General features: G+C 69.5%; 9 protein-coding genes. 6 read left to right on the top strand and 3 right to left on the bottom strand.

Translation table 11 applies throughout. From position 1 onward, the window contains the following. Nucleotides 1–9 precede the first annotated feature (9 nt). Genes KEG38_RS34475 through KEG38_RS34465 form a run of 3 tightly spaced genes read left to right on the top strand, consistent with a single transcriptional unit; the run spans nucleotide 10 to nucleotide 3,735 of the window. Nucleotides 10–924, top strand: a complete 915-nt coding sequence (locus tag KEG38_RS34475) for a hypothetical protein (RefSeq protein ID WP_272424490.1) — start codon at nucleotides 10–12, stop codon at nucleotides 922–924. 2 nt (nucleotides 925–926) lie between these two features. Then, nucleotides 927–2,765 (top strand): serine/threonine-protein kinase, encoded by a 1,839-nt coding sequence (locus tag KEG38_RS34470; RefSeq protein ID WP_272424488.1) that lies wholly within the window; start codon nucleotides 927–929, stop codon nucleotides 2,763–2,765. Between the two features lie 10 nt (nucleotides 2,766–2,775). After that, nucleotides 2,776–3,735: a tetratricopeptide repeat protein gene (locus tag KEG38_RS34465; RefSeq protein WP_272424486.1), complete on the top strand. Its 960-nt coding sequence runs from the start codon at nucleotides 2,776–2,778 to the stop codon at nucleotides 3,733–3,735. Nucleotides 3,736–3,757: 22 nt separating this feature from the next. Here KEG38_RS34465 and KEG38_RS34460 read toward each other — a convergent pair whose 3' ends face one another. The 3 genes from KEG38_RS34460 to KEG38_RS34450 form a co-directional block, all read right to left on the bottom strand. Further along, complete coding sequence (locus tag KEG38_RS34460; protein ID WP_272424484.1) at nucleotides 3,758–8,518, bottom strand: protein kinase domain-containing protein; 4,761 nt, start codon at nucleotides 8,516–8,518, stop codon at nucleotides 3,758–3,760. A gap of 12 nt (nucleotides 8,519–8,530) precedes the next feature. Continuing rightward, nucleotides 8,531–9,322, bottom strand: coding sequence for a hypothetical protein (locus KEG38_RS34455; RefSeq protein WP_272424482.1), 792 nt, complete (start codon nucleotides 9,320–9,322; stop codon nucleotides 8,531–8,533). Between the two features lie 736 nt (nucleotides 9,323–10,058). Next, nucleotides 10,059–10,964, bottom strand: coding sequence for a LysR family transcriptional regulator (locus tag KEG38_RS34450; RefSeq protein WP_272424539.1), 906 nt, complete (start codon nucleotides 10,962–10,964; stop codon nucleotides 10,059–10,061). 92 nt (nucleotides 10,965–11,056) lie between these two features. Between KEG38_RS34450 and KEG38_RS34445 the strand changes: the two genes are divergently transcribed. The 3 genes from KEG38_RS34445 to KEG38_RS34435 all read left to right on the top strand — a co-directional run bounded on the left by KEG38_RS34445 (nucleotide 11,057) and on the right by KEG38_RS34435 (nucleotide 18,214). Next, nucleotides 11,057–12,037 (top strand): SDR family oxidoreductase, encoded by a 981-nt coding sequence (locus tag KEG38_RS34445; RefSeq protein ID WP_272424481.1) that lies wholly within the window; start codon nucleotides 11,057–11,059, stop codon nucleotides 12,035–12,037. A 174-nt stretch (nucleotides 12,038–12,211) separates the two neighbouring features. Continuing rightward, nucleotides 12,212–17,233 carry an AAA family ATPase gene (locus KEG38_RS34440; RefSeq protein ID WP_272424480.1) on the top strand — a complete coding sequence of 1,674 codons (5,022 nt, stop codon included), beginning with the start codon at nucleotides 12,212–12,214 and terminating at the stop codon, nucleotides 17,231–17,233. 375 nt (nucleotides 17,234–17,608) lie between these two features. Continuing rightward, on the top strand, nucleotides 17,609–18,214 hold the full coding sequence (locus tag KEG38_RS34435; RefSeq protein WP_272424479.1) for a hypothetical protein: 606 nt from the start codon (nucleotides 17,609–17,611) through the stop codon (nucleotides 18,212–18,214). The last annotated feature ends 6 nt before the right edge of the window (nucleotides 18,215–18,220 follow it).

Raw genomic sequence — 18,220 nt, 5'->3', positions numbered from 1 at the left:
GAGAAAACCATGAAGTGGATCAAGTGGAGCGCTTCGATGGTCCTGCCGGCTTTCGTGCTGGTGTTTCATCCGCTCGGATGCGGCGTTCTCTACACCTGCGAAGACGACGGCACGTGCATCGAGGTGCCGGAGGGCTTCACGGGGTATCACTTCCTGCGCGAGATCCAGGACGCGAGGACGACGGCGGACAGATGCGGCGACGGAGCGGAACCGACGCCATATTACATGAATCCGCCTTCGAATGAACCGCAGAAGTGTCGCGAATGCGCCTGCGATTTGCAAAACGTCGTACGTGGCTGTTCGCTGCCGGAGCTCGAATGCCGGGATGGATCGAGCTGCGATGCGGGGATCAAGCTCAAGACCCATGTATCCGTGGGGGAGTGCGCGGTATCGATGTGGAACCGGGACAGCGATGACAGAAAGATCAGCTTTCCCAGCGGGGTCGCTCATTGCAGCGTCGTCGGGGAGGTGGGAGCCCCTGAGGTCGGCGTCATCGAGCAGGCCATCGACTTGCCGACATGGGGAGCGAGGTTCGACATCTGCAAGGTTCCCCCCCAGGAGGCGACGGGCATGATCTGCATCCAAGCCTCGGGACATGGCCTCACGTGCCCGACGGGCTGGGATCACGGCATCGAGGCCTATACGACGGGTGTCGACGGTCGGAGTTGCTCGGCTTGTAGCTGCAAAGCTCAGTGCCAGTGGGATGGGTACACGATTTCCGACATTTGCTACAACGGAGAATCGGATGGCGAACAGCTCGTCATCGACGGCGCCCAGCGCTGCGTTGGCATCGAATACATTTCGTATGCCTACGGCATCAAAACGATGGCCCCCCAATTGATGACCGAACCAACCGGCGGAGAATCGAGCGGGGAGTTCCTCCCCAAGGGCCCCGTGACCTTCTGCTGCAAGCCCGCCGAATGATCATGAACCTATCAGCTCGTGACGTACAGCCCGGCGACATCCTCGCCGACAAGTATCGCGTCGAGCGGATCCTCGGCAAAGGCGGCATGGGCGTCGTCGTCGCCGCCTTGCACCTCGATCTGCACGAGAAACGCGCGATCAAGCTGATGCTCCCCAATCAGCTCGGCAATGCCGTCGCCGTCGAGCGGTTCCTCCGCGAGGCGAGGGCCACGGTGCGTCTGCGGAGCGAGCACATCACGCAGGTCTACGACGTCGGACGTCTCGACTCCGGCGCGCCGTTCATCGTCATGGAGCTGCTCCGCGGTCTCGACCTCGCGCAGCTCCTCCGCAAAACCGGGCCGCTGCCGACCGACCTCGCCGCGCTCTACGTCTTCCAGGCGTGCAAGGCCCTCGCCGAGGCCCACGCCGCGGGCATCGTGCACCGGGACATCAAGCCCTCGAACCTGTTCTTGACGACCCGCCCGGATGGTTCGCCATGCATCAAGGTGGTCGATTTCGGCATTTCGAAGCAGCTCCCCCTTCCAGGCGTCGAGGCGGTGGACGTGACCGGCGCCAACGACATCATGGGCTCGCTGCTCTACATGTCCCCCGAGCAGATGCGCTCGTCGAAAAACGTCGACGGACGCACCGATGTCTGGGCCCTCGGCGCCGTCCTCTACAAGCTCGTCACGAACCAGGTGCCCTTCGAGGCCTCGAATCACGTGGAGATCTTCGCCACGGTCCTCGACGGGACTCCCTGCGAGCCGCCGGGAAAGTACAGGCTCGACCTCGAGCCCGGCCTCGAAGAGGTGATCCTCCGCTGCCTCGAGCACGACATGACCACGCGTATGCCGAGCATGGTCGAGCTCATGAGCGAGCTCGCGCCGTATTTGCCCGGCAACGCCAAGGTCGCCGAGGACCCGGACGACGACGCGCCCACGCTGCACAGGGCGTTCCTGCCCAAACGAGAGAGCCCCACGGCACGAGCAGAGGTCCCATCGCAGCCATGGGGGCGTCCGACGGATCTCCGCAACCTGAAACACACGATTCCGATCGTGAGCGCGCAAGCCGTTCGCGCGGCGCTGCCGGCGCTCCCGCCAGGGTCCGACGATATCGACGAGTTTCCTTATCTGCCAAAGCCCCTCGTGGCGCAGAAGGTCCCCTCGATCACGACGCCGCTGCCGATCGCGCCGTCGTGGCCCTGGCCGCCGGCCGCGTCGCCGCGAGCCAAGATGGATTCGCCTCCCGGAAGCGAGCTCGTCCGCGTCCCGTCCTCCATGCCGCCGCCAACCGCGTGGGAAAAGTTCCCTTCGTCCTTTCCGCCGCCGTCGCCAGCCGAGCCCGATTCGCGGCTCTGCGCCCCCACGATGACGTCGGAGCGGGACAGCCCGGGCCCGATGCCTCTGTTTCATCCCGCGACGAAGCCCGCGGACAACGAACGATCGCGGCTGCGCGTGGCAGGTGTGATGGCAGCTTCCGGCGCCGTCATGCTGATCGGAGCAACGGCGCTCGTCGGAGCGCTCTGGGTATGGCTGGGCAAAGTCGCGTCGCCGCAAGAGCCCACGGGCCCTGCGACGACCGCATCGCCGGTCCCGCCAAAAGCGCCCACCTCGGCCGCCCCTCCGAACCCGACCCCAGCCCCAGTTTCGACAGCATCGGCGTCCGCGCCGGAGGCATCGACGTCGCCCTCCGCGACGCCTCCCTCGATTGCATCCACGACCCGACCGCCGTCGTCGCCCGGAAAAACGTCCGCGCCCGCGCCGAGGTCCGCGCCCACGCCTGTCGCCACGGGCGTGATCTCCAAACCCCCGAAGAACCGCAAAGGCAGTGTCAACGACCCGTTTGGCGGGGTCCCCTTTTAGGAGAGCTCCCATGCATCGCGCGCGTGCCCTGACGCTCGTCCTGCCCTTCTACCTGGCGACGACATCGCAGGCCTTTGCCACACCGCCTCTGGCGAAGCCGGTCGTCCGGCATCCGGATCGCGACGGAACGCAGGGGGGATTGCCTCTGGCCAAAGAGCTGCTCCTGCGAGGACGCCAGCACATGTCGAAGAAGCAATATCGTTCGGCATGTCCCCTCCTGGAGGAGAGTCTCCGGCTCGATCCCGCCACTTCGTCGAAGTTCGTGCTCGCGAAGTGTCATTATCGGATGGACCGGCACGCGCGTGCCTTCGAGCTGCTCGAGGACATCCAGAGGACGGCGAAAGACCCGGCCGAGGTGAAGCTCGCGCGAGACATCGCAGCCGGCATCACGCCGACCATCGGCAAGCTGATCGTGTCGTTGCCCCCGCCGAGCATGCGCCCCGAGGGGCTCGAGCTCCACCTCGACGGCGCTCGGCTGGACACGCCCTCGGGGCAAGGTTCGGAGCCGGTGACGAAGGCGCTGGACATCGGGGAGCACATCGTGCTCGCGACAGCACCCCGCAAGGTGCCCTGGCGGCAATCGTTTCTCGTGACCTCCCACGACAAACCCATCACGATTCACGTGCCGGAGCTCGTGGATGAATTGCCTCCGCCACCCGCGCCCATGAAGGAAATCGTCGCCAGGACGAGCCCCTGGGTTCTTCCGCTCGCGACCCTGGGGGTGCTCGGCCTCGCGGCGGGCGCCGGCGTGGGCCTCGTGGGCCTGGAGAACGAGCCGCAGCGCCCAGATCTGTTCGTTCCGATGGGGGGGTTTCTTTTCCTCGGCGGCGCGGCCATGGCAGGGGCGCTCGTGTTGTGGCACGGCACGTCGAAATCGACGAACACATCCACCGCGGCGACAATCCCCCTTCAGTTCGTCCCGATCGTGGGCCCCGGCAGCACGTTTGGGGCCCTTCGAGGGCGTTTTTGAACGGGAACGTGGGCGCCGAAATTCACACGCCCGGCGCCGGCGGCTGACTGCCCGATCGCCGCTCCGCCTTCTGCACGACCCACGAAGCCGGGACCTCCAGGATCTCGTGCGGCAAGAGCCCCGGCACCGGCACGAGCGTCGTGCCCGCCGCCGCCCCGACCCGCTCGGCCACGTCCGCTCCGACCTCGACGACCGCACCCTCGCCCGCGAAGACCGGAAGCACGACGAGTGTCGCCGCACGGCCCTCGGGAGGCGCCGGCTCGCGGTGAACCTGGGCAAGGTCGGAGATCGCCGAGAGGAGCTCGTACCGGCCGAGGAGGCCGAGGCGCGTGAGAATGCGAGGACGCGGGGAGGCGAGGAGGCCCGCGACCAGGTGCGCGGAAGCGAGGCGCATGAGCTCGACGAGCCGCGCCCACGCCGGTCCCTCCGGGCCCCGCGCATCCGCTTCGAGCGCAGGCGCGAGGCCGCCGCGGAGTTTTTTCTGGGCCGCAACGACCTCCGCGGCAGAGATGAGCAAGCTGTCGAGCGGATGGACCACGCCGCCGACACGCCGCGCGACCGCGGACGTGACGCGTTCGGCATTGGGCGCGCCACGGTGGCCAGCGTCCAGGGCCTCGCCCCGCCAAAGGAGGACACGGAATGCACCGTCGCGCGAGGCGCGCTCGAGCTCCTCGTCGAAGACCCGCGTGGCCGTCGCGCCCACGACGTCGCCCTTCGGTCGCTCGCCGCGCGGCGGGCGCCGAGAAGGCGCGGAGGCGGCGGGAGAAGCGGGCGCGGCAGCGGGTGTCGCGCCGGAGGCCGAGCCGGATCCGCCGGAGCTCGAGCTGCCGAGCTCGGTCGACCCGACGCCGAGCGTACGCTCGTTCGGCACGAAGGCGTCGCCGACGAAGCGAAGACCAATGGAGGCGGCAAGACGCTCGCGGGCGGCGGGATCGTCGGGGAGGCGCGCGCCGTCGGGGTACCGGGCGCGGACGCGGCGCTCGAGCTCGGCCATCGGGACACGACCCGCAAGGGCCGCGGCGCTGAGGACGATCGCGCGCTCCGCAGGCAGGCCGGCCGGGTAGAGCTCGCCACGGGCGGAGATCCTGGCGCGGGTGGCAGTCGCCGCGGCGAGGCCGACGAGCGCACGATCGGGGAGCGCCGCAGCTTGCTCGGCGGAGCGAGGGCCGAGGCCTTCCGCGCGGATCATCTCGCGCAGGCGGGCCGCAGCGGCGGCCTCGGCGACGACGCTGCCTCCTTCGACGAGGGCGTCGGCCTCGCGGCCGAGGCGGTCGGCGAGGTCGAAGCCTGAGCGGTCCCTGGCCACGAGCATCGGAGCCGGTGCGCCCTGGGACGCGCGGCGGAGTTTTAGGCGCGCGCCCTCGGGGCCGCCGAGGAGGTGGGCGTCGAGCTCGGTGACGGCACGGACGAGGGCCTCGGCCGCGTGCCGAGTGGCCTCCAGCGAGAGATCCGGCTCGGGGGGGAGGACCTCCAGGACGGCGGCCGCGGCGCGGTCGAGGGGCACGACGGAGGCGCTCGCCGCGAGGGTCGCATCGACGGCGGAGAAGACACGTTCGAGGACGGCGAGCTCGCGGGGCTTGGGCGCGGTCGTCGACGCTCGGGGGCTCCGCTCGGACGAGCCGAGCTCTGCCCCCGAACCCCCGGGGCCGGTCCAGCGTTCTCGCGCCTTGCCGATGTCGATGGAGACGGCCGCGCGTGTGATGCCCGAGGCGCGCGCGAGGTCGACCATGCTGCCGTGCCTCGGAAACCCTTCGAGCTCCTCGAGCCCGAGGTACTGCCGGACGCGCCTGCGCGAGACGCCGCCCTTGGCCCCGCCGCTCGGCGCCACGAGCTCCACGGCCGCGCCCAGCGTCGAGGGCGGGCGCGCCGCATCGAGCAGCTCTTCGAGCCACGTCGTGAGGTCCTTGAGCCCCTCGCGCGCCCCCTCCTTGCGCGCCCCCGTGACGAGGTTCTTCACCTGCGCCTGGGGCGCCGAGGCGACCGCGATGGAGTCCGCAAGCCCCGCCTCGACGAGGCGCCGCGCGAGCGGACGGCTCAAGCGCCCCGCCTCGGCCACCTCGTCGACGCTGCGGCGCGCGCCGCCAAACCCCCGGAAGAACGGGGGCGGCGCGTCGGTCGCGCTGATTTCGAGGTGCTTGCGGACGATGTCGGCCAGCTCGACGAGCGAACGCGCCGTCCTCGCGCCCACGCCACGGACGCCGCCGATGCGGTTGCTCGAGAGCTGGGCGAGCTCGTGGAGCGTGTAGATCCCCATCCGATCGAGCGCGTTGCGTTGCCGGGTGGAGAGGGGCAGATCCCCGACGCGCGCCTCCGGGCCGAGGCCCTTGAGCTCGGCAAGGCCGATCCGGGGCTCGTCGACGGCGTGGCCTTCCTGCTCCGGGACCTTGTGGAGCGCGCGAATGAAGGCGTCGCGCATGTCGTCGGCCGTGGGGAAGCGCTCGCGTGCCGAGAAGCGAAAGGCCCGTTCGAGGAACGGGAGGAGGCCGTCGCGCACGTCGGCGTCGATGCGGTCGGATTCGATCCGCACGGCGACGGCGCCGGGGTCGGACGCGGGCGCGGGGGCCGGGCGAACGCCGGTGAACATCTCGTGGAGGGTGATGGCCGCGGCCCAGCGATCCGCGGCGTCGTCCCAGCGGCCCCGCGCGGCGAGCTCGGGGTCCTTGTAGGCCGGGGTGCCGACGCCGAGGTCCTCGGCGGGACGCGAGGAGAGCGAGAAATCGAAGAGCAGGAGGCGCTTTTTGCCCTTCTCGAAGCCGGTGGTGAGGCCGATGTTGGCGGGCTTGATGTCGCGGTGCTGGACGCCGGCCTCTTCGAGACTGCGGAGCGCGGTGAGCAGGTCGTCACCCCAGCGGCGCGCGTAATCGAGCGAGAGGGCGCCCTCGGCGCGGAGCTCGTCGGCAAGCGTGCGGTCGCCGGCGAGCTGCACGAGGAGGCAGGTGCGACCGGCGAGGGTGCGCCGATCGATGAAGTGCGCGATGCGATCGACGCCGGCCATGCGGCGGAGTTTTTCGAGGACCTCGGCCTCGTGCGCGATGCGCTCGTCGTGTGCGTCCGAGAGCGGCACCTTGAGCGCGACCTCGCCCTCGCGCGGGTGGTCGATCTTGAAGACGCGCGCCGTGGCGCCGCTGCCGAGCTCGCCGAGCACACGCAAATCGCCGCCGAGGGTGTCGCCCTTGACGGCGTCGAGCGGGTCGATCTCGCGCTCGGTGTGCTCGGGGGCGGGCGCGGAGACGACGGGCGCCTCGGGCGTGGTCAGGGCCTCTTCGAGGCGATCGATGAAGTCGAGCGGCGTCGGGAGGCCACGGACACGCTCGGTCGGCTCGATGGACGTGGCTTCCCAGAGAACGGCATCGACGCTGTCGCGGACGCCGGGCGGGAAGAGATCGTCGCGCACGGCGGAGATCAAGAGCCCCGCGTCCCGCGCGAGCCGTTGCGTGAGCTCGACCGTCGTGGCGGCGGGTTTTGCCTCGGCGAGCAGGAAGTACGCGAGCGCGCCGAGGGAAAACATGTCGCTCGCGGGCGTGGGCCGCACGCCGCGCGCGACTTCGGGCGCCTCGTACAGGCTCGCGGAGGCGCCCGCGAGGCGGGTGAAGAGGCGTGTGCCCTCGCTCGTGGGTTCGCCGGACGCGGCGAGCGCAAAGCGGGTGAGCTTGACTTCGAGGGGGCCATGCTCGCCCGCGCGATGCGGCGCCGCGCGATGAACGAGCACGGCTTCGGGCGAGAGCGCACCGTGAACGACGTCGGCGCGGTGGCAGAAAGCGAGCGCGTCGGCGACACGACGGAGGATCGCGAGCTTGTCGTTGATGTCGAGGTTCGAGCGGCCCTCGTCGCCGCGGTGCTGCTTGAGGAAGACGTCGAGCGTCTTGCCGGGGAAGCCGCGGAAGACGATCGCCGGGCCGAGAGGTCCCTTGGGATCGAGCTGTTCGAGCGCGAGGATGTCGGGGTGATCGCCGAGGTGCAGGAGCACGTCGGCCTCACGCTTCACGCGGCGTTCGAGGGCGTCGACGAAGGCACGATCGCTCTTCGGCGTGAGATAGGAGCGGACGCGGCAGCGCGGGCCGACGCCGTGGGGGACGGCCCAGTGATCCTGGTAATTGTCGCCCTCCTCGACGAGCTCGGCGAGGTCGAAACGACCGTCAAGGACAGTGAGGGATTTGTCGATCTTGCCAAGGCCGAACTCGCTCGCACCGAGGACGCGGCGAAGGAGCTTCAAGGTGTCCCGCGGGATGCTGCGGCCGCGGAGATCGTCGCGCGCGCCGGGAAACGAAGCCTGGCGGATGGCGTCGCCAATCTCGGACCGGCCGACGACGAGGTGTGAACGCGCGGCATCGTGAGAGCCGAGGTCCGTTCCGTCGGCGTGGGTGAGCCACACGAGCGGCTCGGCCCAGAGCCGATCCATGGCGTCGACGAGGTCACGGGGACCGAGGCGGCGCGCGACGCGACGCACACGATCCATGAAGGCCTTGGTCTTCGTTTCCAGCAGCGGCAGCGGGTGATCGACGACCTCGCGACCGCGCTCGCGGGAGTGCGTGACGAGGTGGCGCGCATCGCCCTCGATGACCTTGCCGCGCCAGGACTTGAGCTCGACGACGTAGAGGCAATGCGAGGTGAGCGCGACGGCGTCGACCTCGTAGCGTCTGCCATCGTCGGTCTGGAAGGAGAACAGCGCGACGGCGCCGTGGGGATCGTACGTGGGCAGCGCCGCGCGGAGCCATTCGAGCCCCTCGCGCTCGTGCCGGTGGGGGGTCGTGCCGATGACGTCGAAGCGCTGGAACGTGCTCATGGCCGATCCTCGCTAGTCGGCGGCGATGTCGATCACGTCCGCCGCGCCGAGCACCGCCGCGAGCGCCTGCGCGGACGCGCGCTCGCTCGTGCTCGCATCCGGCGAGAGGACGAGGAGATCCGCGCGCGCCACGTTCAGCCGTCGTTTCTCGCGGGTCGCCCAGGCGGAAGGCGTCTCCTCGGGCTCACGTCGCAGATCGGCGAGGAGCGGCACGCCCGCCTCGCGGCCAAGCGCGCACGTGACGCCGAGCACCTGTCGCGCCGCAGGATCCGCGCTCACGAGGATGCCCTGCGACCGCATGGAGAGGCGCTCGCCACGCAGGAACACGCGGGCCACCGCCGCAGCGGCGCGGCCTCCGGACACGAGGACATGGGTCGAAGGGGAGATCCGCGCGCGCAGGGCCTCCTCGGCGGCCCGCGTGTCCACCGCGAGTCCCCACGAATGCAGGACCTGCTCGAGGGCGTCCGCTGGGCTTTCGGGCGTGTTGCGGCCCGCGAAGAGGCCCTCGACGATCTTGTGCGGCGGCCGCTCGAAGCCGGTGCCCCAGGGGTCGTCATCGTACCAACCCGAGAGCCCGAACACGGGCCCCGGCGCAAACGCAGCCGGGTAGAGCATGGCGAAGTTGCGCAGGACGAGGTCGCAACGAACGACCGCGGGCAAGTCGTCGCCATACGCCTGCCAGGCCGCATCGGCGTCGGCATCGAGGACACGTGCGTCACTGTCGTGATCGAGCATCCGAGCCGTGGTGAGCGCAGCTCGGTAGAAGCACAGGGCCTGATCCTGGGAAGGTGCAACGTGCGGCATGCCGAGGGCGGGGAGGATAGGGCGGATCGGAGCGGCAGGGAAGAACCCGGTGGCGCGTCTCCCGCGCGCATCCACCCAGGTGTCGAGCGGCGCATTGGTGTCATCTGGGAGGCGCTGCGCTGGGGCGTTGCCCCAGGCCCCACCAGGGGTTGTCCACCCCTGGACCCGGACCAGCCAGGGGCTGGACCCGGGGTCGATGAACTGCGCGATGCGCAGTTCATCGAACAGGCCGAGGAACGACCCCTGCCAACCAAGACAGCCGCGCTGCCCTTTCGATCAGCAACGCTGTCTCTGGTCTTGCCACCGGCCTGTGGAAGAACTGCGCATCGCGCAGTTCTTCCCAAATGGTCCAGGGCTTGCCCTGGTTCGGGTCGAGGGGCGAACAGCCCCCGCGGGGTCCGGGGCGGCGCCCCGGCGCGGCGTCCACACGTGTCAGGTGGTGGTCCTGTGCCGGCACGGAGCCTGGCACGTGTGTCGGTCGTGATGGCTGTTCGGGTCGTGCAGATGACACATGTGGCAGCGGGTGGAGCCGTGCTCGTCGCTGCATGGACGCACGTGGCAGGCGCGTCCCGGCGCTCGGAGAGGACGACGGACACGTGTCACAGGTGCCGCGCGGGTAGGGCTCGGGGAGGTGACACCTGTGGAAGGTGGCGATCCCGGTCCGCGGCAGCGGACGCCACGCAGGACGGGCGCGCGGGGAGGGCGGGGAGGGCGGGTGACCGGTGTGGGGGCGGTGTTACGACACCTCTCCCTCGATGTAGCGTCTCAGCCCCTCCGCCACCGCCTCGAAGGCGACGCGGCAACGCGGACTGTCCCGCAGGTCCACGTGCATCGCCACCCAGGTGTCGAGCGGCAACGAGAGGTCCTTGGGCAGCACACGGATCAGGCGCGCGTCACGCCGGGCGAGCCCGACCTGGCAGATGCCGATGCCGTAGCCGGCGCGGATCGCGGCGAGCTGAGCAAGGTCGCTGTCGGCCCTCAGCGCGAAGGCGTCGCGCCGCAGCGGACCGAGCTCTTTTCGCAGGCCGCGGAGGAACGCCGTCTCGCGGTCGAACCCGATGATCGCGTGGCCGTTCATCAGCTCGCGAAGGCTACGCGGCGTACCGTGGCGGCCGAGGTAGTCCTCGTGCGCGTGCAACCCGAGCTCGATGGTGCCCACGCGGCGGGCCAAGAGCACGTCCTGGCTCGGACGCACCATGCGCACGGCGATGTCGGCCTCGCGCTTGAGCAGGTCTTCCACTCGGCTCGTGAGCGCGAGCTCGACCATCAGCCCGGGATGCTGCTCGCGCAGCGCTGCCAGGATCGGCGGTAGCACCTCGACGCCGACGACCTCGCTGGCCGTGATGCGCACGGTGCCGCGCACCCCGTCGCCTTGGCTTTGCGCCACGCGCAGCAGGGCCGCCGCGGTCGCGGCCAGGGTCTCGGCGTAGGGCTCGAGCGCGAGCGCTGCCTCGGTCGGCGCGAGGCCGAGCTGCGAGCGCGTGAACAAGGCCAGGCCGAGCGCCTGCTCCAGCGCTTCCACGTGCCGGCCCACCGTCGGCTGGGTCAGCCCGAGCGAGCGCGCCGCGCCGGACAAGCTGCCTTCCTTCAAGACGCCGAGAAACGAGCGATAGAGCTCCCAGCCGGGTTCCGCATCCGTCATACGAAAACGTATAGCTGATGCAATATCTTGTGCAATTTCAATTGCAGCAGTTCCGGCCCACACTGCCGTCACCGAAACCAAGGAGCAACGTGATGGCGAGCAAGAAGACGGTCCTCGTTCTGGGCGCAACCGGCGGCATCGGCGGCGAGGTGGCGCGGCAACTGCGCGACGCGGGGTGGACAGTGCGGGCGCTACATCGGGATTCGGCCCGCGTGGCGGCGCGGGCCGATGGTCTTTCATGGATGCAAGGCGACGCGATGTGCCGCGACGACGTGCGGAGGGCGGCGGAGGGCGCGTCGATCCTCGTGCACGCGGTCAACCCACCGGGCTACCGGAACTGGAGCGAGCTCGTGCTGCCGATGCTGGAGAGCAGCATCGCAGCCGCCCGCGCCGCCGGCGCGCGTATCGTGCTGCCAGGGACCATTTACAACTACGGGCCCGATGCCTTCCCGGTGCTCCACGAGGATTCGCCCCAGCACCCGCGCACGCGCAAGGGAGCGATTCGCGTCGAACTGGAGCGCCGCCTGCGCGCCGCCGCCGCCTCCGGCGTGCGCAGCCTGATCGTGCGCGCCGGCGACTTCTTCGGCCCGCGAGCAGGCAACAACTGGTTCTCGCAAGGCCTGATCAAGCCCGGTCAGCCTGTCAAAACGGTCAGCGATCCCGGCCGCCCCGGCGTCGGCCATCAATGGTCCTACCTGCCCGACGTGGCGAAGACGATGGTAGAACTCGTCGAGCGCGAGGAGGGGCTCGAGGATTTCGCGACGTTCCACATGGCCGGCCATTGGGACGAGGACGGCAGCCGCATGGTGAATACGATCCGCCGCGTGGTGGCCGGTGCGACGGGCGGCGCGGAGCCCAAGGTCCGCGCTTTCCCGTGGTGGGCGCTCGGGATCGCCGCGCCGTTCGTGCCGCTGTTCCGCGAGATGAAGGAGATGCGTTATCTGTGGCAGGAGCCGATCCGCATGGATAACCGGCGGCTCGTCGGGGTGCTCGGCAGCGAGCCGCACACGCCGCTGGAGGAGGCCGTGAGGACGACGCTGTCGGGGCTCGGTTGCATCGAGCCTTTGGAATGAATTGCGTCATGACCTTGACGAACGCTCCAGAGAGAATTGCGCCAACGGTGCACGACGTGACGTGAACCACTGCTCCACGGCGCCGAACACGGCGCGGACGCCGCTTTCGTTCTTGACGACGCGCGGAGGCGCGCTTCTGATCCGAGCTTCGCAGGTACCGCGAGCAGAGGAGCAATGGGAAGCACGCCGAATACACTCATGCTCGATTCGACCTTCGAGGCCATCGAGGAAATCACGTCGGACAACGATCACGTTTGGGTCCGGGCCCGGCGAAAGGACGACGGGACGCCCTGGATCCTCGAAATGACGGGCCGCGAGCTGCCGAGCTCGCGCGAGATTGCGCTCCTCCGTCACGAGCACGAGATCCTCGAAGAGCTCGCAGCGGTCCCCGGCGTCCTGCACAGCCAAGGCCTCGTGCGGGTCGGGCGACGCTGGGCGCTCGCATTCCCGTCTGTCGCGGGTCATCCGCTGCGTGACGCCCTCCGTCGAGGCCGGTTGTCTCTGAAAACGGCGATCCGGGTGGTCGTATCGGTGTGCGAGATCCTCGCCGCCGTCCACGAAAAAGGCGTCGTCCACAAGGACATCCATCCGGATCACATCCTCTACGATCCGACGACGGGCTCTGTGCATCTCTTCCATTTCGGGCTCGCGGGGCGCATCGGGGCGAAGCTCGCCGACGGGGTCGCGGCACAGTCGCTCGAAGGCACACTCGCCTATGTCTCGCCCGAGCAGACGGGGCGCACCGGGCGTCCCATCGGCCGCACGAGTGATCTGTATTCGCTCGGGGTCACGATGTACGAGCTCCTGACCGGAACGCTGCCGTTCACGAGCGCCGATCCCCTCCACCTCGTGCATAGCCATATCGCGCGGACCCCGACGCCGCCGCACGAGCTCGACACCGATATCCCCAAGGTGGTCTCGGCCATCGTTTCGAAGCTGCTCGCAAAGGAGGCCGACGCCCGTTACCAGAGCGCGTCCGGGCTCGCGGCCGACCTCGTCGAATGCTTGCTGGAGCTCGACGAGCGGGGCGAGATCCAGCCGTTCCCGCTCGGCCAGCACGATCGGCGCCGCACCTGGACCGGGGCCCAGCGGCTCTACGGGCGCGCGCGCGAGATCGAGGCCTTGCGCGAGGCGTTCGGGCGGGCGAGCCGCAAAGGCGCCGAGCTCGTGCTCGTGGCGGGATATGCGGGCATCGGCAAATCGGCGCTCGTGCAGGAGCTCTACCCGGAGGTCGCCCTCGCGCACGGCTATTTCGTCGCGGGAAAGTGCGACCAGTACAACCGCAATCAACCGTTCAGCGCGGTATCGCAGGCGCTCCGGGATCTCTTGCGCCAGGTGATGGCCGAGCGGCCCGCGGAGGTCGAAGCGCTCGGGCAGTCGCTCGCCGCCGTGCTCGGCGCGAATGCGGCCCTCGTGGTCCCGCTTTTGCCCGAGCTCGAGGGCATCCTCGGGCCGCAGCCGGCGGTCCTCGAGCTCGGGCCGTCCGAGTCGCAGAACCGCTTCGATCAGGTGCTGCAGGCGCTCCTCTCCGTCTTCTGCCGGCCCGAGCACCCGGTCTCCATCTTCCTCGACGATCTGCAATGGGCCGACGCGGCCTCCATTCGGCTGCTTCGGCTCTGGCTCACGGATCCGGGGCGCTCGCATCTGCTCCTCATGGGCGCGTATCGGGAGCAAGAGGTCGACGCGGCGCATCCGCTCAGGCAAACCCTCGACGCGCTCCGGCGCGACGGCGCCCGCGTGACCGAGATCCACCTCGGGTCGCTCTCCTCTGCGGACGTGACGTCGCTGCTCGCCGACGGGCTCGAATGCTCGCCCGACGCCGTTTCGAGACTCGCCGAGCACGTCACGCAAAAGACGCTCGGAAACCCGTTTTTCGTGAATCAGCTCGTGGTCGCCATGATCCACGACCAAGACCTCGCCTGGAACGAGGCCGCGGGGGCATGGCAATGGGACCTCGAGAAGATCAGCGCGCGGGGCGTGAGCGACGACGTGGCCGTGCTCGTGGCGGCCGAGCTCGGGCGCTTGCCGCGCGAGACCTTGCGCGTGCTCCGACTCGCGGCCTGCATCGGCCACCAGTTCGACCTCGGCGCGCTCTCGCTCGTGGCCGAGCTTTCGCCGGCCGAGCTCGCCGTCGCCCTCCGGAGCGCGGTGCAGGCGGGGTTCGTCCAGACGCTCGATTCCAGGGACACGAGCGCCCACGAGGAATCGCGGTACCGCTTCCTGCACGACCGCATTCAGCAGGGCGCATACCTGCTGATCCCCGCGTCGGACCGGCCGCGCACACATCTCGATATCGGCCGAGCGCTCCGCGGGCGCGGGGGGCTCGACGCGAAAGGAGCGCTCTTTTCGGTGGTCGGCCATCTGAACCGAGCGGCGACGCTCCTCGAATCGGCCGAGGAGAAGGTCGACCTCGCGCGGCTCGACCTCGCGGCCGGGCGGAATGCAAAAGCGTCGACGGCATATGCGTACGCCGTCGAGCTTCTGCGCGCGGGGCTCGGCCTTTTGCCGGAGGACGCGTGGGGGACGGAGTACACACTCACGCGAGATCTGCACGCGGAGTGCGCCGAGAGTGAGTACCTCGCGGGGCATTTCGACGCGGCCGAGGCGCTCTTCGCCGAATGCCTGCGGCGCGCGCAGGACGACGTCGAGCGCGCGGGCCTCGAGAGCGTCCGCCTCAAGCTGTATCAGGTCGCGGGGCGGTATGCGGAGGGCGTGACGCTCGCGACGGCAGCGCTGCGCAGGTTCGGCGTCGATTTGCCCGAGACGGCCGAGGACGCGAACGCGCAGATCGCGGGGGAGATCGAGCAAATCCATACTGGAATGGCGGGCCGCAGCATCGAGGATCTCCTCTCGGCGCCGCGCATGGTCGATCCGAGGGATCGCGCGGTGCTCACGTTGCTCGCCGATTGCGCGCCTTGTGCTTACATCGGCCGCCCGGCGCTTTTCCCGCTCGTCACGCTGCGCATGCTGAATTTCTCGCTCCGGCATGGCAACGCGGAGCCGTCCTGCTTCGCCTACAGCGTCTACGGCCTCATGCTCGTCGCGGTGTTCGGCGACACCCCGTCCGGCGTCCGTTTCTCGGAGATGTCGCTGCGCCTGAACGAGAAGATGGGCGACAAGAGGCTCCGCGGGACGCTCCTTCATCTGCACGGCGATCACATCCAGTTCTGGCAGCGCCACATGCGCGAGGACCTGCCCGTGCTGGAGAGCGCGTTCACGGCGTGCCAGGAGGTCGGCGACGCGGTGTATGCAGGGTTCCTCGCATTCGAGGCCCCCTGGCAGCATTACGAGATTGGTACGCCGCTGCCCGACCTCTTCCGCATTTGCGAGGGGTTCGTCACGTTCGCGAAGCGGACCAACAACCGGCCCATCGAGCTGACGATCAAGCTGGAAGAGCAATATTTCCGTGCGCTCATCGGATCCGACGTGACGTCGATGAGCCCCGCATTCGACGAGGCGAACGCCCTCGCACAGATCCACGCGGCGAGCTTCGGCTGCGGCATCGCATTCCACCACATCCTGCGGCTCTTTCAGCTCTACACGTTCGGCCGTCCCGCCGAGGCGCTCGCCGAGCTCGAGCACATCCGGCCCGTCCTCGGCGCGGTCATGGCCATGCCGATCGAGGCGACGCTCGCGCTTTACGTGGCGCTCGCGCACCTCGCGCTGGGAGGGGAAGAGCACCTCGAAGCCGCGCGCAAGGAGGAGGAGCGGCTCGCCGCATGGGCGACGCACGGCCGCGATAATTTCCGGCACAAATGGCTGCTCGTCCGCGCCGAGCGCGCGCGCGTCGAGGGGCGCCGAGAGGACGCGATCGCCCTTTTCGACGAGGCGATCGACGAGGCGCAGCGCGGCGCGTTCTTGCAATACGAGGCGCTCGGGCACGAGCTCGCGGCGGGTTGTCTCACGCAGCTCGGCTCGGGCCGCGCGGCGTCCGTGTACGTGGCCGAAGCCATCGACGCCTACGAGCGATGGGGGGCCAACGCCAAAGTCGCGGAGCTTCGGGCCCGGTTTGGCGAGGTCGCACGGTGGCAAAGGAGCTCGCAGCCCGCCGGCAGCCTGCGTTTCCCGAGCGACACAGGCGGGCTCGACATCCAGGCGCTCCTGCGCGCCTCCAGCGCCATTTCGAGTGAGCTCCACCTCGAACACGCCCTCGATCGCGTGATGCGCACGATCCTCGCCTGCGCGGGGGCGCAACGCGGCGCGCTGGTGCTCGAACGAGAGGGCGCGTTACGCCTCGAAGCCCTGGCGTCCCTCGAGCCCGACGAGGTCCGCGTCAAGCTCGAGGCCCCGCTCGAAACGCGTAACGATTTGCCGCAATCCATCATCCGGTACACGGTGCGCCTCGGCGAGCTCTTGTTGCTCACGGATCCGGCAATCGATCCACGGTTTTGCGACGACCCCTACCTCCGCCGCCGCGCGCCTCGTTCGCTTCTTTGTCTCGTGCTGAAGCAACGCGGCCGCCGGTTCGGCGTGCTCGTGCTCGAACATTTCGAGGCCCGCGACGCATTCCCCGCGGAGCGCGCGGAGCTCGTCCAGATCCTGAGCGCGCAGGCAGCCGGCGCCCTCGAAAATGCGTTGCTTTACGCAACGCTGGAGGACAAGACGCGTGAGCTCGCCGCGCACGGAAAACTGCTCGCGCGCGAGGTCGAGGAGCGTACCGCAGAGCTCCGCGCAGCCAATGCGCGCACGGTGGAGCAGGCGGAGGTCTTGCGCGCGCAAAGCGAGCGGCTCGAACGCGAGCTCGCAGAGCGCGCCGAGGCCGAGCGGGCCCGCGAGGCGCTGCATCTGAAGATCCTGCGCGCCCAGGAAGACCGGCTCGCGGAGCTGTCAACGCCGCTCATTCCGCTGACGAAAGGTGTGCTCGTCATGCCAATCATCGGGAGCGTGGATGCGGCGCGCGCCCAGCAGATCCTGGAAGCCGCGCTGGCCGGCGCGCACGCGTCCTCCGCGCGCCTGGTGCTCCTCGATCTGACGGGGCTGCGCTGCGTCGACGCGTCTGTGGTGAGCACGGTCGTGGAGACGGCGCGCGCGCTCGCATTGCTCGGCACCGAGACAGTGCTCACGGGGATCCGCGGCGAGGTCGCCAAGGTGCTCGTCGGACTCGACGCAGATTTCCGCGGCATCACGACGCGCTCGTCGCTCGAAAGCGGCATCGAGCACGCATTGCGACGCACGGGCGCGACGTTCGGGCGCTGAATCCCCGAGCGGAGAGCGCGAGGAAACCGCCGCGCCGGGGCGCTGCCCCGGACCCCGCGGGGGCTGTTCGCCCCTCGACCCGAACCAGGGCAAGCCCTGGACCATTTGTGGAAGAACTGCGCGATGCGCAGTTCTTCCAACAGGCCGGTGTGATGGGCAGGGTCGTCGTTGGTCTTGACCTGGCCTGTTCGATGAACTGCGCATCGCGCAGTTCATCGACCCCGGGTCCAGCGCTTGCGCTGGTCCAGGTCCAGGGGCGGATAGCCCCGGTGGGGCCTGGGGCAAAGCCCCAGCGCTGCGCCTCCCAGATGAGGACTTCCCTCCGCATATCCTCGCGGAGTAGGATGCTGGCCCGAATCACGTGCCGGGTCGAACATGCGTTTCTCGCTCGTCCTGATCGTCCTCGTATCGTGCGGCGCTCCGAAACACGCGGCGGCGCCGCAGCCCGATGCCGTGAGGCTCGCCGAGGTGACGACGCCATCGGAAGGCGAACCGAACGACGTCGTCGTGCTCGCGACCTGGGTGCGCCCCGCACCCGCCGTCGGCGAGCGATGGTCGCTCGTCGATCGTGAAGGCTTTCTTGGCGAGGTGGTGGTCCGCGGCGCGCTCGAGGCGCGATGCGATCACTGCCCGCAGCACCGGGCGACGGCGGCGCCGGACGGCGCGTGGGGGCGGCCGATCGCCGATGCGATCGCCGTCGGTCCGGCCTTCGGGCCGCTTACGAAAGCGCGCATCACCTTCCGCGATGACAACTGGATCGACGCCTGGAAGAAAGGGTCGAAAGACACCTTCGTGCGCGAGCTCGACATCGATCTCGACGGCGACGGCATCGCCGATATCGCGCGCTGGGCGTCGGGCCCGCAGGTCACGTACGAGCTCCGGGCGCGCGTCGGCATGACGTGGACGGTGCGGAAACGCTGGGTCACGCCGCATCTCCTTGACGTCGAGGATGTGTCTCCCGCCGCGACGCGCGGGCCATGACAATGC

It is taken from the genome of Polyangium jinanense, from assembly GCF_028435265.1.
GTDB lineage: Bacteria > Myxococcota_A > Polyangia > Polyangiales > Polyangiaceae > Polyangium > Polyangium jinanense.
Note: the sequence above shows the minus strand (reverse complement) of the source record. Positions and strands in the feature narration are given on the sequence as shown.

What these genes read in the sequence shown, in the direction of transcription:
- KEG38_RS34475 (WP_272424490.1), top strand. Translation starts at nt 10, where the DNA reads ATGAAGTGGATCAAGTGGAGCGCTTCGATGGTCCTGCCGGCTTTCGTG.
- KEG38_RS34470 (WP_272424488.1), top strand. Translation starts at nt 927, where the DNA reads ATGAACCTATCAGCTCGTGACGTACAGCCCGGCGACATCCTCGCCGAC.
- KEG38_RS34465 (WP_272424486.1), top strand. Translation starts at nt 2,776, where the DNA reads ATGCATCGCGCGCGTGCCCTGACGCTCGTCCTGCCCTTCTACCTGGCG.
- KEG38_RS34460 (WP_272424484.1), bottom strand. Translation starts at nt 8,518, where the DNA reads ATGAGCACGTTCCAGCGCTTCGACGTCATCGGCACGACCCCCCACCGG.
- KEG38_RS34455 (WP_272424482.1), bottom strand. Translation starts at nt 9,322, where the DNA reads ATGCCGCACGTTGCACCTTCCCAGGATCAGGCCCTGTGCTTCTACCGA.
- KEG38_RS34450 (WP_272424539.1), bottom strand. Translation starts at nt 10,964, where the DNA reads ATGACGGATGCGGAACCCGGCTGGGAGCTCTATCGCTCGTTTCTCGGC.
- KEG38_RS34445 (WP_272424481.1), top strand. Translation starts at nt 11,057, where the DNA reads ATGGCGAGCAAGAAGACGGTCCTCGTTCTGGGCGCAACCGGCGGCATC.
- KEG38_RS34440 (WP_272424480.1), top strand. Translation starts at nt 12,212, where the DNA reads ATGGGAAGCACGCCGAATACACTCATGCTCGATTCGACCTTCGAGGCC.
- KEG38_RS34435 (WP_272424479.1), top strand. Translation starts at nt 17,609, where the DNA reads ATGCGTTTCTCGCTCGTCCTGATCGTCCTCGTATCGTGCGGCGCTCCG.